This is a genomic window from Acidovorax sp., from assembly GCF_021287135.1.
GTDB lineage: Bacteria > Pseudomonadota > Gammaproteobacteria > Burkholderiales > Burkholderiaceae_C > Acidovorax.
Map to the genome: position 1 here is coordinate 67,309 of NZ_JAJTBB010000064.1, position 15,499 is coordinate 82,807.

At 69.8% G+C, this 15,499-nt stretch carries 15 protein-coding genes; 9 read left to right on the forward strand and 6 right to left on the reverse strand.

Translation table 11 applies throughout. The annotated features are described in order from the left end of the window. Nucleotides 1-4: 4 nt before the first annotated feature. Nucleotides 5-1,189 (reverse strand): MBL fold metallo-hydrolase, encoded by a 1,185-nt coding sequence (locus LWW96_RS14875; protein WP_291488310.1) that lies wholly within the window; start codon nt 1,187-1,189, stop codon nt 5-7. Between the two features lie 153 nt (nt 1,190-1,342). On the opposite strand from LWW96_RS14875, the gene LWW96_RS14880 reads away from it, so the two are divergent. From LWW96_RS14880 to LWW96_RS14890, 3 genes are all read left to right on the forward strand, one after another. Next, a complete protein-coding gene (locus tag LWW96_RS14880) occupies nt 1,343-2,080 on the forward strand; it encodes a TetR/AcrR family transcriptional regulator (protein ID WP_291488312.1) in 738 nt (245 codons plus the stop codon). 89 nt (nt 2,081-2,169) lie between these two features. Next, complete coding sequence (locus tag LWW96_RS14885) at nt 2,170-2,748, forward strand: gamma carbonic anhydrase family protein (protein WP_291488314.1); 579 nt, start codon at nt 2,170-2,172, stop codon at nt 2,746-2,748. Between the two features lie 130 nt (nt 2,749-2,878). Further along, nucleotides 2,879-4,768 carry a radical SAM protein gene (locus tag LWW96_RS14890; protein ID WP_291488341.1) on the forward strand — a complete coding sequence of 630 codons (1,890 nt, stop codon included), beginning with the start codon at nt 2,879-2,881 and terminating at the stop codon, nt 4,766-4,768. 30 nt (nt 4,769-4,798) lie between these two features. Here LWW96_RS14890 and LWW96_RS14895 read toward each other — a convergent pair whose 3' ends face one another. Beyond that, the gene (locus LWW96_RS14895; protein WP_291488316.1) at nt 4,799-6,049 is read right to left on the reverse strand and encodes an MFS transporter; all 1,251 of its coding nucleotides are present in this window, start codon (nt 6,047-6,049) and stop codon (nt 4,799-4,801) included. A gap of 107 nt (nt 6,050-6,156) precedes the next feature. Here LWW96_RS14895 and LWW96_RS14900 point away from each other — a divergent pair, with 107 nt between their 5' ends. Then, complete coding sequence (locus LWW96_RS14900) at nt 6,157-7,110, forward strand: LysR family transcriptional regulator (RefSeq protein WP_291488318.1); 954 nt, start codon at nt 6,157-6,159, stop codon at nt 7,108-7,110. A 176-nt stretch (nt 7,111-7,286) separates the two neighbouring features. On the opposite strand, the gene LWW96_RS14905 is transcribed toward LWW96_RS14900, so the two are convergent. The 3 genes from LWW96_RS14905 to LWW96_RS14915 form a co-directional block, all read right to left on the reverse strand. Then, complete coding sequence (locus LWW96_RS14905; protein ID WP_291488320.1) at nt 7,287-7,583, reverse strand: hypothetical protein; 297 nt, start codon at nt 7,581-7,583, stop codon at nt 7,287-7,289. Nucleotides 7,584-7,760: 177 nt separating this feature from the next. Further along, entirely contained in the window at nt 7,761-8,618 is an 858-nt protein-coding gene (locus tag LWW96_RS14910; RefSeq protein WP_291488322.1) for a class III extradiol dioxygenase family protein, read from the reverse strand. A gap of 10 nt (nt 8,619-8,628) precedes the next feature. Then, complete coding sequence (locus LWW96_RS14915) at nt 8,629-8,976, reverse strand: protocatechuate 4,5-dioxygenase subunit alpha (protein WP_291488324.1); 348 nt, start codon at nt 8,974-8,976, stop codon at nt 8,629-8,631. Between the two features lie 58 nt (nt 8,977-9,034). Here LWW96_RS14915 and LWW96_RS14920 point away from each other — a divergent pair, with 58 nt between their 5' ends. The 4 genes from LWW96_RS14920 (at nt 9,035) to LWW96_RS14935 (ending at nt 13,507) form a co-directional block, all read left to right on the forward strand. Beyond that, a complete protein-coding gene (locus tag LWW96_RS14920; protein WP_291488326.1) occupies nt 9,035-10,018 on the forward strand; it encodes a LysR family transcriptional regulator in 984 nt (327 codons plus the stop codon). Between the two features lie 130 nt (nt 10,019-10,148). Then, nucleotides 10,149-12,773, forward strand: a complete 2,625-nt coding sequence (locus LWW96_RS14925; protein WP_291488328.1) for a membrane-bound PQQ-dependent dehydrogenase, glucose/quinate/shikimate family — start codon at nt 10,149-10,151, stop codon at nt 12,771-12,773. Between the two features lie 112 nt (nt 12,774-12,885). Then, on the forward strand, nt 12,886-13,098 hold the full coding sequence (locus tag LWW96_RS14930) for a hypothetical protein (protein ID WP_291488330.1): 213 nt from the start codon (nt 12,886-12,888) through the stop codon (nt 13,096-13,098). Between the two features lie 154 nt (nt 13,099-13,252). Continuing rightward, nucleotides 13,253-13,507, forward strand: a complete 255-nt coding sequence (locus tag LWW96_RS14935; protein WP_291488332.1) for a hypothetical protein — start codon at nt 13,253-13,255, stop codon at nt 13,505-13,507. Nucleotides 13,508-13,546: 39 nt separating this feature from the next. Here LWW96_RS14935 and LWW96_RS14940 read toward each other — a convergent pair whose 3' ends face one another. Beyond that, nucleotides 13,547-14,434 carry a gamma-glutamyl-gamma-aminobutyrate hydrolase family protein gene (locus LWW96_RS14940; protein WP_291488333.1) on the reverse strand — a complete coding sequence of 296 codons (888 nt, stop codon included), beginning with the start codon at nt 14,432-14,434 and terminating at the stop codon, nt 13,547-13,549. Nucleotides 14,435-14,727: 293 nt separating this feature from the next. Here LWW96_RS14940 and LWW96_RS14945 point away from each other — a divergent pair. Next, nucleotides 14,728-15,499, forward strand: a 772-nt coding sequence (locus LWW96_RS14945; protein WP_291488335.1) for a FecR family protein, incomplete at its 3' end; no start/stop codon positions are given.

A 15,499-nucleotide genomic window follows, 5' to 3' on the forward strand; every position in this document is an offset into this window, starting at 1 on the left:
CCGTTCACGCTGAGCCTGTCGAAGCGCCGCGCAAGGCTTCGGCAGGCTCAGCCCGAACGGATTTTTCCAGTGCAAAGAGGCCGATATCAGGCTGCGGGGCCAGGGCAGCGCTGCGGTCTGCCAGCGTCGACCCCACGCCCTGCGGCTCCACCTTGCGCCACCAGTGCGTGGACAGCGCCGGCGCGCGGATGTCCAGCCGCTCGCCCATGACGGGCGCCACCAGCGGCACCTGGGCCGCTACGGCCAGCGCGGTGATGCGCTCGAACGGTTCCACCCACGGGTGCAGCGACAGGTCGAACGTGCCGTTGTGGATCGGAAAGAGGTGGCGGCCCTGCACGTCCAGATGTGCCTGCAGGCTTTCCTCAGGGTGCATGTGGATGTCCGGCCAGTCGGCGTTGTAGGCGCCGGTTTCGATCAGCGTCAGGTCGAACGGGCCCAAGCGCTCGCCTATGGTCTTGAAGCCATCGAAGTAGCCGGTGTCGCCGCTGAAGAAGATGCGCGTCTGCTCCGTGCCCTGCCCGGCGATCAGCACCCACGAGGCCCACAGCGTGCTGTTGCCGTCGCGCAGGCCGCGCCCGGAAAAATGCTGCGCCGGCGTGGCCACCAGCTGCAGCCCGGCGAGGGTGGTGCCCTGCCACCAGTCGAACTGCTGCACCTTGGCGGCCGGCACGCCCCAGCTGATGAGCCGGTCACCCACGCCCAGCGGGGTGACGAAGTGCTCCACCTTGGGCGCGAGCTTCTGGATGGCGGCGTAGTCCAGGTGGTCGTAATGATCGTGCGACAGGATCACGCCGGTGATGGGCGGCAACTCGTCGATGGTGATGGGCGGCGCATGGAAGCGCTTGGGGCCCAGGAACTGGAAGGGGGAGGCGCGCTCGGAAAACACCGGGTCGGTCAGCCAGAACCCGCCGTTGATCTTGAACAGCAGCGTGGAATGCCCCAGGCGCCACAGGCTCAGGTCGGGCGCAGCCAGCAGGTCCGAGCGCATCACGGGATACACCGGCACGGGCGCGCGCGGCACCGAGTCATCGGGCTTGCCCGTGGCAAAGCGCCACATCACCTGCAGCGTCTTGAGGGTGCCCAGCGTGTGGCGGGGCGCCGCGTTGCGGAACTTGCCGCCCGCGAATTGCGGCGACTGCGCATGGGCGGGCACCGGCTGGGCGGCGCTGGAGAAGAAGCGGTAGGCCATGGCGATCAGAACGATGGTGGCGACACAAAGTGCCGGGAGCAGGCGGCGGTGTGGAGCGGCGGGGAAAGTCACCGGATCTGCGACGTAAGAAATTACACTGCACAGTGTAGTTCGCTTTTCAAAAAAGTAAACTGCTGGGTGTAAAATTTGCCCATGCCCGCTGTCCAGCCACCCGCCCGCCTCACCGACCGCAAACGCGACGCCATCGTGCAGGCCGCCATTGGCGAGTTCCGCGAGCACGGCTTCAACGGCACCAGCATGGACCGCGTGGCCGCGGCGGCGGATGTCTCCAAGCGCACGGTGTACAACCACTTTCCCAGCAAGGAAGAGCTGTTCGAGGCCATCCTGCTGTTGATGTGGGAGCGTAGCCAGTCGCCCGACGAACTGGCCTATGCCCCCGCGCGCCCGCTGCGCGACCAGCTGATGGACCTGCTGGCGCAAAAGATGCGCCTGCTCAACGACGCGAGCTTCATCGACCTGAGCCGCGTGGCCATGGCCGACTTGATGCACATGCCCGAACGTGCGCGCGGCATCACCGCCAAGCTCTCGGCCAAGGAAGAAGGCCTGCCCCGCTGGCTGCGGGCCGCCCAGCAGGACGGCCGCCTGCGCGCCACCATGGATGTGCCCTATGCGGCCCAGCAGCTGCAGGGCATGGTCAAGGCCTTTGCGTTCTGGCCCCAGCTGGCCATGGGCCAGCCGCCCTTGAGCGCAGCGCAACAGCAGCAGGTGCTGGGCGATGCGGTGGATATGTTTCTGGGGTTCTACAACGCGCCCACCCAGGAGGCCAAGGCCCCCGCAAAAAAAGCCGCGATTGGGCGCACGGGCAAGGCAGCGGCAGCCCCGGTTGCCACCGCTGCGAGACCTGCCTCTCGCCGCGCGCCGGCGCGCTGACCAACGTCGCCACGCTGGCCAGCAAGCCAGCGTGAGGAGCGATTTGCACTACGCTCGCCCGTTCTTTTTCCACGCAGCCTGACACCAAGATGCCCCTTGCTCCCTACCTCGACACCGCCCCGGCCCTGGACACCGGCGTCTACCTCCACGAGTCCGCCCAGGTCATCGGCAACGTCACGCTGGGCCGCGACAGCTCGGTCTGGTGCAACGCCGTGCTGCGCGGCGATGTGAACCGCATCACCGTGGGCGTGTGCAGCAACGTGCAGGACCTGACCATGGGCCACGTCTCGCACCGCAACGCGGCCAAGCCCGAGGGCTCGCCGCTGGTGATTGGCGACTACGTCACGGTGGGCCACTCGGTCATCCTGCACGGCTGCCGCATCGGCAACGAATGCCTCATCGGCATGGGCTCCATCGTCATGGACGACGCCATCATCGAAGACCGCGTGATGCTGGGCGCGGGCAGCCTGGTCTCGCCCGGCAAGGTGCTGGAGAGCGGGTACCTCTACATCGGCCGGCCCGCCGTGCGCCAGCGCGCGCTGAGCGACGCGGAAATCGCGTACCTCAAGTATTCGGCCGAGCACTATGTGCGGGTGAAGAACAACTATCTTGCGGGCGCCCCGCATGCGGCCGCAGTGCCGCCTGCGCCACTTGCCAGCAAGGGATAAGGCCGCGCCGGGATAATTGCAGGCCCACGATCCCTGCGGCGGCACCGCATCGCCCACAGCCTGTTTTTTCCACATGTCCGCCGTCGCCTCCTCCACCACGTCGCAGCGCGTGCTCTCCGTCATCCCGCCGATGACGCAGTTGAACACGCCGTACCCCTCCACCGCCTACCTCACCGGTTTCCTGCGTTCCCGCGGGGTGGAGGCGGTGCAGGAGGACCTGGCGCTGGCCCTGGTGCTGCGCCTGCTCTCGCCCGAAGGCCTGAAGGACGTGGCTGAGCGGGTGCAGGCCCTGCCCGCAAAAAAGCGCAGCCCCGCCGTGCAGTCCTTCGTGGCCCAGCAGGACCGCTACCTCGCCACCATCGGCCCCGCCATAGCCTTTTTGCAGGGCCGCGACAGCACCCTGGCCCACCGCATCGTGGGCCGGCACTACCTGCCCGAAGGGCCGCGCTTTGCCTCGCTGGACGTGTACGTGGATGACGAAGGCGGCGATCCGCTGGGCTGGGCCTTTGGCGCGCTGGGCCTGACGGACAAGGCCAAGCACCTGGCCACGCTGTACCTGAACGACCTGGCCGATGTGCTGCGCGACGCGGTGGACGAGCGCTTCGAGTTTGTGCGCTATGCCGAATCGCTGGCGGGCAGCCAGCCCACGTTTGACCCGCTGGCCGAAGCGCTCGCCAAAGCCCAGATTTCGCCCACGCTGGTGGACGCGCTGCTGGCGCAGCTCACGCACGCGGCCATCGCCCGCCACCAGCCCACGGTGGTGCTGCTGTCCGTACCGTTCCCCGGCTCGGTGTACGCGGCCTTTCGCATCGCGCAGGCCATCAAGGCACAGCACCCGCACATCACCACCGTGCTGGGCGGCGGCTTTGTGAACACCGAGCTGCGCGAGCTGGCCGAGCCGCGCGTGTTCGACTTTTTCGACTACGTGACGCTGGACGCGGGCGAGCGCCCGCTGCTGGCGCTGCTGGAACACCTGCGCGGCGAGCGCGGCCGGCAGCGGCTGGTGCGCACCTTTGTGCGCAACGATGAAGAAGGCGGCGACGGCGCGGTGCAGTACCTCAACCTGATGGAAGCCGACATCGCCTTCGCCGAGGTGGGCACACCCACCTGGGACGGCCTGCCACTGGACCGCTACCTCTCGCTGCTGGACATGCTCAACCCCATGCACCGGCTGTGGAGCGATGGGCGCTGGAACAAGCTGACGGTGGCGCATGGTTGCTACTGGAAGAAGTGCAGCTTCTGCGACGTGAGCCTGGACTACATCAGCCGCTACGAAGGCGCAAGTGCTGGCGTGCTGGCCGACCGCATCGACGCCATCGTGCGCGAGACGGGGCAGACCGGCTTCCACTTTGTGGACGAAGCCGCACCGCCCAAGGCCCTCAAGGCCCTGGCCACCGAGCTGATTGCGCGCAATGCCGGCATCAGCTGGTGGGGCAATGTGCGGTTTGAAAAAACCTTCACCCCCGAGCTGGCCGAGCTGCTGGCCGACAGCGGCTGTATCGCCATCTCGGGCGGGCTGGAGGTCGCGTCGGACCGGTTGCTGAACCTGATGAAAAAAGGCGTGTCCGTGGACCAGGTGGCGCGCGTGACCAAGGCCTTCAGCGAGGTGGGCATCCTGGTGCATGCGTACCTGATGTACGGCTTTCCCACCCAGACGGTGCAGGACACGGTGGACGCGCTGGAATACGTGCGCCAGCTGTTCGCCAACGGCTGCATCCAGAGCGGTTTTTTCCACCGCTTTGCCTGCACCGTGCATTCACCCGTCGGCCAGAACCCTGCGGAATACGGCGTGACCCTGGCGCCCCTGCCGCCCGGCGCCTTTGCCAAGAACGACGTGGCCTTCATCGACCCCACGGGCGTGGACCACGACGCGCTGGGCGCCGGCCTGAAGAAAGCCATCTACAACTACATGCACGGCATTGGGCTGGAAGAAGACGTGCGCATGTGGTTCCCCTTCAAGGTACCCAAGACCACGGTGCGGCGGGACCGCATCGAGCGGGCGCTGCGCGAGCGCGGGTAGCCGGCCCACGCGCGCCGCTTTCACCCGTCCTCAGCCGCGCCGGCGCAGCCCCCAGGCGCTGGCCGACGCCAGCGCACACAGGCCCGCCACGCCCAGCCAGCCGCCGTGCGCCAGCGCCTGGCTGCCCAGGGCCGAGCCCAGCGCCATGCCGATGAACATGCCCGTCAGCAGCAGCGCATTCAGGCGGCTGCGGGCGGCGGGCTCCAGCCGGTACACCAGGGTCTGGTGGCCCACCAGCGCCACTTGCACGCCAAAGTCGAACGCCACGGTCACCGCCACCATCAGGGCCAGCTGCCAGGCCGCGGGCAGCAGCTCGCCGCCTGCCAGCAGGGCGAACGAGCCCGCCACAATGGCCGCGCCCCAGCGCACCACGCGCAGCGGGCCATAGCGGTCGGACCAGCGGCCCGCCCACGGCGCGCCCAGCGCACCCACCACGCCCGCCAGGCCGAAGGCACCGGCCACTGCGCTGCCCAGGCCAAAGCGCTGCTGCAGCACGATGGCCAACGTGGACCAGAACGCGCTGAACGCGATGGACAGCAGGCCCTGCGTCCACACCGCGCGGCGCAGCTCGCCATGGGTGCGCCACAGCGAGCCCAGCGACGCCAGCAGCGCCCCGTAGCCCAGCGACGTGACCGGCGCCATGCGCGGCAGGCCCCGCGCGCACACCAGCCCGATGGCCAGCACCAGCAACGCCCCCACGCCGTACACCGCGCGCCAGCCGGCCCACTGGCCCAGCAGGCCGCTGAACACGCGCGACAGCAAGATGCCCAGCAGCAGCCCGGTCATCACCTGGCCCACCACCCGGCCCCGCTGCGCATCGGGCGCCAGCGTGGCGGCGGCGGGCACGATGTCTTGTGCCAGCGTGGCCAGCACGCCGGCCACCAGGGCGGCGGCCCACAGCGCGTGCACGCCGGGCGCCAGCGCGCACCAGGCCAGCGCCAGGGCCAGGCCCACGGCCTTGCCGCCGATCAGCAGGCGGCGGTCCCACCGGTCGCCCAGCGGCGCCAGCAGCAGGATGCCCAGCGCGTAGCCCAGCTGGGTGAGGGTGGGCACGGCCCCCACCGCCGTGGGGGTGCTGCCGAGGCTGGACGCCATCAGGCCCAGCAGCGGCTGGCTGAAGTACAGCGTGGCGGCGCCCAGGCCGGCGCCCGTGGCCAGCAACCCCACCAGCGCGGGCGCCAGGCCTCCTCCTGCGGTGGGGGCCGCGGCCGCCGTTGGCGAAGACGCTGAAGCAGCGGACACCGCAACAGAAGGGGAGGGGGAAGGGGACGAAACAGACATGGCAGCAGGCGAACCGGGTTCGCGGTGAGTCAACGATGCCGAATTCTCGGAACGTATGACCATCCTGGGTAGATGGCGCCATTGCACATTTGCTATACGCTCAGCGTATGACCAATGCCGCCGAAATCACCCTGGACCGCCTGGAACTGCTGCACACGCTGGTGCGCATCGTGGACGCCGGCAGCCTGTCGGCCGCGGCGCGGCAGCTGGGCACTACCCAGCCCACCGTCAGCCGCCGGCTGCGCCAGCTGGAGGCGTTCTGGGGCGTGCAATTGCTGCAGCGCTCCACCCATGCCATGAAGCTCACGGAAGACGGCGACACGGCCTACCAGCAGGCCAAGGCGCTGCTGGAGCGCTGGCACAGCCTGGACGCCGAACTGCGGGGCCGCGAGGCCACCGCCCTGCGCGGCCACCTGCGCGTGCTGGCGCCCAGCATCTTCGGGCAGGAGCAGCTGGTGCCCGCGCTGGTGGGCTTTTTGCAGGCCCATCCCCAGGTGTCGGTGGACTGGCTGCTCAACGACCGCCTCCCCGACTTCATTGCCGAAGGCATCGACTGCGCCATCCGCGTGGGCCGCGTGGAAGAGCCCAACCTTGTGGCCATCGCCCTGGCCGAGGTGCCCCGCATCGCCATCGGCGCGCCCAGCCTGTGGCCCGCCGGCACCCCCGTGCCGCAAACTCCCGCGGAGCTGGCCCGGCTGCCCTGGCTGGCGCTGCGAACCTTCTATGCGGACGAGGTGGCGCTGCGCCATCGCGGCACCGGCGAGGTGGCGCGCTTTCCCATCACCCCGCGCCTGGGCACCGACAACCTGCAAGCATTGCGCAACGCCGCGCTGGCCGGTGTCGGCGCCGGGGTGGCATCGGCCTGGGCCGTGGCCGACGACATTGCCCACGGCCGGCTGGTCCACTTGGCTCCGGACTGGGAAGCGCCGCCCTTGCCCATCTACCTGCTCTACCCGCGCAGCAACTGGCGTTCGCCCCGCCTCAAGGCCTTCATCGAAGCCATGCGGGCCGGGTTTCCCCAGGTCCGCGGCGTGCAGCCACTGCGGCGGGGTGCCGAGTGACGCGCGGCGCCCCTGCCGCCCGTGCGGCTTCGCCTTGGGCAGGGAATATGGATAAAAAGTGACCCTAGCGCTTTACCAGTAAGCGCAAGAAGCTATCAAATACATAGCATAAAACCGACTCGCTTGGCCCCCATGGCGCCAACACCCGCGCCCGCACAGGGTGACCATTCCTCCCGTCAGCCGGGCTTCTTCTGCTTTTGGTACGCCTGGTGCGCGGGCACACCGCGGTCCGTGTCCTGCAGGCCGCGCTGCAGGTCGGCATAGGCCTGCTCCACCTCCGGGTGGCGCGCCCCATCGGTCATGTCCACCGCCTCGTCGCGCTCGTGCGGCAGCCGCTCCTCCGGCCCGCCCAGGTCTTCCGGCCCGCTGCCGGGCCGCTCCGTGGGCTGGGTGGTGTTGGTCCGCCGCTCCGTGCGCGCGGGCACGGGGGCGGAGGGGGTCACGTCTTTTTCTTGCAAGGGAACCTGGGGCATGGGGCCTCCGAATGAGAGACAGATGCCCCATGCTAGGCAGCCGCGCGGCGCATGGCTGTAGGCCGGCACCCTCTTGCATCGCGGGCGGGCCGGCCGGGCCGCTGACTGCGCCCCCCGCTTCGCAGTCGCCGGCCACCAGCGCTGTCGCAAACCGCGCCGCGGTACGGAGGCAGGAATTCAACCCCGGCCCGAAACGGTCTCCAGCGCCATCACCGCCGTGGCCGTGTTCGAGATCGGGATGTGGTAGTTGCTGTGCACCCGCCGCACGCCCGCGCTGGCGGTGGACAGCGCTCCGCGCATGGCCAGCCACATCAGCAGCTCCACGCCCTGGGTGCCGGTCTTTTCCACCAGCTCGTGCACGCTGAACTGCGTGGCCCATTCGGGGTTGGTGGTCAGGCTCTCGATGAACTGCAGGTCAAACGCCTTGTTGATGAAGCCCGCGCGCTCGCCGTCGAGCTGGTGGCTGAGGCCGCCGGAGGCAATCACCGCCACCTTCTTGCTGCTGTCCCAACTCTGGATGGCCTGGCCCACGGCCTTGCCCAGCGCGTAGCAGCGCTTGGCCGACGGCAGCGGAAACTGCACGGTGTTGATGCACACCGGCACCACCGCCACGGGGCAATCGCCCTCGGGCCAGAAGAGCTTCAGCGGCAGCGTGCAGGCGTGGTCCACCAGCATTTCCTGGCAGGTGGTCACGTCAAATTCCTGGCCGATCAGCGTGTTGATGAGGTGCCACGACAGGTCCACCTCGCCCTGCAGCGGGGCCAGTGTGGGGATGCCCCAGCCTTCGTCGGCGTTGTGGTACTGCGCGGCCGCGCCCACGGCAAAGGTGGGCATTTTGTCGAGAAAGAAGTTCAGGCCGTGGTCGTTGTAGAACATCACCACCACGTCGGGCTTCTTCTCGCCCAGCCACTGGCGGATGGGCGGAAAGCCATCGAAGAAGGGCTTCCAGTACGGATCGTTTTGCAGGCCCTTGTGGATGGCGTTGCCAATGGCCGGGATGTGCGAGGTGCCGAGGCCGCCGATGAGTTGTGCCATGTGTGTCTCCCTATTTGCCTGCTGCGACCAGCATGGCCTTGAATTCGTCTTTGGTCATGCCCGTCTGCTGTGCGCCGATGTCCTGCATGTCCAGCTTGAAGATGCCCGCGAACTTGGCCAGGTAGTAGGCGTTGCCGCCCGCGGCGATCAGCTGCAGCACGTTCTTGGCGCGGATGGCGGCGGCTTGCTGCGCGTTCAGGCCGTACTTCTTCATGTACGCCTCTTCGTCGGCCAGAAAGGCGTTGCGGTTGGCCTCGTCGTTGAACGAGAAGCACATCTTGTTCAGCGCGTAGCCCTTGCGGGCCTGGTCGCCATCGAACGGCGTGGTGCCGGGGATCGGGGGCAGCTTGGAAGGCATGGAAGTCTCCGGGTCTTGATGTAAGTCAGAGCGCAGTGTCGGGGTGCCATTGCCAAAGATGAAGCCCGAAAACATCATCGAATGCATGAGCAATTTCGATGGATCAGCGCTGGACGGCCACCTGCTGAAGCTGCTGCTGGCGGTGCTGGAGACGGGCAGCATCACGGCCGCGGCCGAGCGCCTGGGCGTCACCCAGTCGGCGGTGAGCCACCTGCTGGACAAGCTGCGCGCCATCACCGGCGACCCGCTGTTTGTGAAGCGCGGGCGCGGCATCGTGCCCACCGCACGCGCCGAAGCCCTGGCCCAGCCCGCGCGCGACATGCTGCACCAGATGCAGCGGTTTGCCCAAGGGGCCGAGTTTGACCCGCGCGCGTGGCAGACCGAGCTGACCCTTGCCGCCAACGACTTCCAGCGCGACCTGCTGCTGCCGGCCCTGGCCGCGCGCCTGCGCACCGCTGCGCCGGGCGTCACGCTGCGCATCGTGCCCAGCGGCGCGCCCAGCGCGGAACTGCTGCGGTCGGACGCCTGCCAGCTCGTCATCAGCCCCCGCCCGCCGGACGGCACGGACATCGTGCAAAAGCGTCTGTTTGAAGACCAGTACCGCGTGTTCTACGACGCCAGCGTGCGCAGCGCGCCCGCCACCGAGGCCGACTACCTGGCCGCCGACCACGCCACCGTGGCCTACGAGGCGCACCGCGGCCTGGAGCTGGACCGCCAGCTCGCCACCCGCGGCGTGCGCCGCCGCTTCGCCGTGCGCGTGCCGGGCTTTGCGGCGCTGCCGGCGTTTGTGCGCGGCACGGCGCTGCTTACCACTGCGCCCTCGCTGCTCGCCCGCACCGCCCTGGCGGACCTGGCGAGCGCGCCCGTGCCGGTGGTGTGCCCGGCCATGCCGATGTACCTGGTATGGCACGCGCGCTACCAGCAAGACGCGGCGCACCGATGGCTGCGGGGCGAGCTGGAAGCCATCGCCGCACATGCGCTGGGCGCAGGCTCGGCAGCCGCGCATTCACCACAGCGCCTGCAAGGTCTGCAGGCCCTGTAGGCCGACACCCACCCTGCAACAGCGCCGACGCCCACGCGTGCAGGCGCGCAGCTGCCGCCAACATCGCCGGAGGTGGGGCGGCGCTTGCGCATGGGCGGCAGGCCGCCCCCTGCGCAACGGGAGCGGCGGCATGGCAATTCACACACATGGGGTCAAGGGCACCGGCGCGGGCACGGCCGGCGTGGTCGGTCTGGTGGGGGCGGTTCTGCTGGCCGGAGGACTGTGGCTGGTGCGGCTGGGCGGCAGCATGTACTACGCCGCGCTGGGCCTGGCGTTGCTGGCGGTGGGCGCGCTGTGGATGCGGCAGCGCGCCACCGCCAGGCTGTTGTTTGCCGCGACGCTTGCCGCGTCGCTGGCATGGGCCTTGTGGGAAGTGGGCGTGGACTGGTGGCCGCTGGCCGCGCGGCTGGATGTGCTGTTTGTGCTGGGGCTTTGGTTGGTGACTCCGTGGGCCCAGGGCCACCGTACGGTGGTGGCAGGCACTGAGGGCACGGGCCGCACGGACACCGCCGCCGCCCGCACGGGCCGTCGCCGGTGGCCCGGGGACCGTGTCGGCCTCGCCCTGGTGCTGTTGGTGTCCGCTGGCGTGGCCGCCGTGTCGTGGTTCCGCGCGCCGCATGAGTTTGCGGGCACCTTGCCGCAAGCGCGGCCGGTGGCCGAGGTGTCGCGCACCGGGGCCGGCGAGAGCGCCAACCCCGCCCATCCTGTCGTCCCGGCCGGGGAATGGCATGCCTACGGCCGCACGGGCCTGGGCCAGCGTTTTGCGCCGCTGTCGCAGATCACGCCTGGCAACGCACCGCGGTTGCAGCTGGCCTGGGAGTACCGCACGGGCGACGTGCGGGGCAAGGACGGTGATCCGGAAGAAACCACCTACGAGGTCACCCCGCTGAAGATCGGCAACCGGCTGTTCCTGTGCACGCCGCACCAGTCGGTCATCGCGCTCAATGCCACCACGGGCCAGCAGCTGTGGCGCTACGACCCGCAGATCGAGGGCAAGCTCGCGCTGCAGCACCTGACCTGCCGCGGCCTGTCGTACCAGCCGCCGCGCGATCCCGTGGCCAAGGCATCGCCCGCGGCGCTCAACTCCGTGGCCGGCACCGCCGCGGGCGCCGAGCGTGCCCAGCCCGCGGCCCACCCGTCGCCCACCACCACCCAGCCGCAAGCCCCTGCCACCCAGGCGTCAGACCCGCGCCAGCCGCCGGTCGCGGCCCAGGGCGGTCCGACCGACGCTGCCTGCCGCGCCAAGCTCTTCATGCCCACCGTCGATGGCCGGGTGATCGCCCTGAACCCCGACAGCGGGGCCGTGTGCACCAACTTCGGGGGCGGCACGGGGCAGATCGACCTGTGGCAGCGCATGCCCAACCTGCGCCCGGGCGCGTATTACTCCACCTCACCCGTGGTCGTCACGCAGCATCTGGTGATCGTGGGCGGCACGGTGCTGGACAACGCGTCGGTCAAGGAGCAGTCGGGCGTGATCCGGGCGTTTGACATCGACAGCGGCGCGCTGGTGTGGAACTGGGACTCGGGCAATCCCGACGACACGGCGCCGCTGCCGCCCGGCCGCACCTACACGCCCAACTCGCCCAACAGCTGGTCCATCTCCAGCGTGGATGAGGCGCTGGGCATGGTCTATGTGCCCATGGGCAACCAGCCGCCCGACCAGTGGGGCGGCCAGCGCAGCCCGGCGGTGGAGCGCTATGCGTCCTCCGTGGTGGCGCTGGACCTGGCCAGCGGCAAGGTGCGCTGGCACTTCCAGACGGTGCACCACGACCTGTGGGACTACGACGTGCCCGCCCAGCCCACGCTGGTGGACCTGCAGGTAGGGGGCCAGGCGGTGCCCGCCCTGGTGCAGCCCACCAAGCAGGGCGAGCTGTTCGTGCTGGACCGCCGCACCGGTGCCCCGCTGCTGCCGGTGCAGGAAGATCCCGCGCCGCAGGGCGCCGCCCGGGGCGACCACACCGCACCCACGCAGCCCCGCTCGGCGCTGTCGTTCAATCCGCCACCGCTGCGCGAACGCGACATGTGGGGCGCCACCCTGTTCGACCAGCTGGCCTGCCGCATCGCGTTCCACCGGCTGCGCTACGAAGGCCGGTTCACACCGCCGTCAGAGCAAGGCAGCCTGGTGTACCCCGGCAACTTCGGCGTGTTCAACTGGGGCGGCATCGCGGTGGACCCGGCGCGGCAGGTGGCCTTCACCACGCCCACCTACCTGGCGTTCGTGTCCAAGCTCGTCCCCCGCAAGGACGACACCAGCCTGCTGGTGCAGGAGGGCGGCCCGCCCAAGGGCAGTCTGCCCGCGCTGAACGAGAACTTCGGCGCACCGTTTGCCGCGTCGATGAAGCCGTTTGTGTCGCCGCTGGGCCTGCCCTGCCAGGCGCCGCCCTGGGGGTACGTGGCGGGGGTGGACCTGCGCACCGGCCAGATCGCGTGGAAGCACCGCAACGGCACCGTGCGGGACCTGGCGCCTGTGCCGCTGCCGTTCCGCATGGGCGTGCCGGGCATTGGCGGGCCCATGCTCACGGCGGGCGGAGTGGCGTTCTACTCGGGTGCGCTGGACAATTATGTGCGGGCCTATGACCTGAACGACGGGCGCATCGTCTGGCACGACCGCCTGCCCGCCGGCGGCCAGGCCACGCCCATGAGCTACACCGGCGACGATGGCCGCCAGTACGTGGTGGTGGTGGCCGGCGGCCATGGCTCCACGGGCACGCGCCCCGGAGATGCCGTGCGTGCGTATGCGCTGCCTCGCCAGTAGTCCGGGCCGCGTGGAGGCGCCGGGAGCGGGGCGCAGCCGCGCAAAGCCGGTCCAGTCCTACATCCCGCCCGCCGGTGGCGCGGCACGCTGCAGGAAGCGTCTTCTGAACGGCATGAGCATCACCATCACCGTCGCCACCACGGTCTCCGCGGCCGACTATGCCCGCATTGAACAGCTGGCGGAAGTGTTGCGGGAGAAGGATGGCAACTTCAAGGGGCGAACGGTGACGGTGGAGTGGGGTGCTGCCACCGTGATCACCGACACGCAGGACAAGTTGCGGGGCGCACTGCTGCAACTGCTGGTTGAGAGCGTCCTCTCGCCATGAGGTGCTTCCCCCTGGAGTTCGCGGGCCGCGGGCACGCACACAAGGTTACAACCCTCCGGCCTGAATGAGCGCAGGCTGGGGGCGGTGTCGATGGCCACGGGAGCTGGGTCTCTTCGCTTTTTGCAGCAACTCCGCAACCCGAGACCGTTTTCCAATGGCAATTTCCATTACTGTCGCCCGTGGGGTGCCAGACGATGCTTATGCGCGTGTCGTGGCGCTGGCCCGGGAGCTCCAAGCGTCGGACGCGAATTTTCAGGGCGTGGACCTGCAGGTGCAGCGGGGCGATTTGACCGCCGTGGCGCTCAAGGTCAGCGACGGCGACGACGCGATGCGCGAGCGGCTGTTGTGGCTGCTGGTGGCAGACGCGCTCAAGGGGGATCCGGACTCCGTGATGGGCGCGCTCTGCTGAGAGTCCGGGCTTCGCTGGGCGGCGGGGAACCCCCTGGCCCTATTGTGCAAGCGCCCGGTTGCGCTGCAAGGCGCGCCGCAGCAGCCGCGTGGCGCGGTCGCGCAGGCTGGCAGGCTGTGGTGGCGCGCGCCGCACCGGCTCCGCCTTGGCCTGGGCGCAGGCGGCCAGAAAATCCTGCAGGATGGCGGTGTCGTCCAGCGTGTCGGCGCCCACCTTGTGGAACTCGGGGTGCCACTGCGTGGCGGCGATATAGCCCCGGCCCGGGCCAGGCTTGACGCGGATGGCCTCCGGCACGCCGTCGGGCTCGCTCAGGGCCTCCACCACGAAGTCGGGCGCCACCCGCTTGATGCCCTGGTGGTGAATGCTGTTCACGCGGGCGCGGGGCAGGCCGGGATAGAGCTGCGCCAGCCGCGAATCGGGCACGATCTGGATGTCATGGAAGTGCTGGTCATAGGCCGTTGCGTTGCGGTGCTGCAGCGCCCCCGGGTGCTGGGTTTCGATGTCCTGGTACAGCGCGCCGCCAAAAGCCACGTTGATGAGCTGCAGGCCGCGGCAGACGCCAAAGATCGGCTTGCCCACCTCGGCAAAGGCCTTGACCAGGGCCAGGTCGTAGATGTCGCGCACCCGGTCGCCAATCCACTCTTCGCGCAGAGGCTCTTCGCCGTAGTTGCCGGGCCACACGTCGGCGCCGCCGTGCATTACCACGCCGTCCAGCCATTGCGCGTAGTGCTGCAGCGTCACATCGCCGCGCGCCGTCTCGCCGGTGGGGCAGGGCACCATCACGACCATGGCACCGGCGGACATGATCCAGTGGGCAATCGACTGCTCCACATACTGCAGCGTCTTGTTGGTGAACAGGGGGCGGGTGGGGTCGGCATGCTGAAAGCAGGCGGACAGGCCGATCTTGAGGCGGGGCGCGTCGGGCATAAACAGGGGCTCCAGGGCCGCACGGCAGGCGTGGGGCGGGGAAACAGTGGACGGCTTCCGTTGTAGCACCGCGCCCCGGCGCCGTCTGTAGGAAGGGGCCCCACCCGGCGGCTGTGATCGCTTGGCGTACTTGCGGGGCCCAAAAATGTGGCTTTCTTCATGAAAATGCAACCAATGGTGGCCCCGGGGGAGGGTGCCCGAAGGGGGTTGCTCGCAATAATTTCGGCTGCCCGGGCGCCATGAAGGCGGCGCCCGGCAGTGCCGTTCCCCGCCTTCTCCCCCGGAAGCCCCACATGTCCCATCCCAAGAACCGCCTGCCGGCGCTCTCCGTACTGGCTGCTGCCCTGGCGTCCCTGGCCTGGCCCCTGGCAGCCCGGGCCGCCGTACCTGCCGGCGCCGCCGCGGAAATCATCAGCCTGCAGGGTGCGGGTGACCAGCGGACTGCCGCCGCGGCCGACTGGCAGCCCGCCCGCCCCGCCCAGCCCCTGGGCACCGGCGACTTCGTGCGCACGCGCCAGGCCGCCAAGATGGCGCTGCTGTTTGCCGACGACACGCAGCTGCGCCTGCACCAGAACACGGTCCTGCAGGTCAAGGGCGTGGCCACGCCCGCCCAGCCCGTGACCACGCTGCTGCTGAACGCCGGCCGCGCCTGGACCCAGACGCGCCGTGCCGACGGCAGCCGGCTCAACCTGGAAACCCCGGCCGCCACCGCCGCCATCCGTGGCACCGACTGGGACCTGAGCGTGGAGGACGACGGCCGCACGGTGCTCACCGTGCTGTCGGGCACGGTGGAGTTCTCCAACGCGCAAGGGCAGGTGTCGGTGAGTGCGAACGAAGCGGCGGTGGCCGAGGTGGGCAAGGCCCCGGTCAAGCTGGTGCTGAGCCAGCCGCGCGACCGCATCCAGTGGGTGAACGCCCTGCGCGCGGACCCTTCGCCTGCGCTGGCCGCCGAGCCGGTGCCGGGGCCCCTGGCGCCCGTGCAGGCCGCCCTGCGGGCGCGCGACCTGGGTGCCGCCCGCGCCGCGCTGGCGCAGGCCCGCGCCGCTGGCGCGCCCGCTGGCTGGG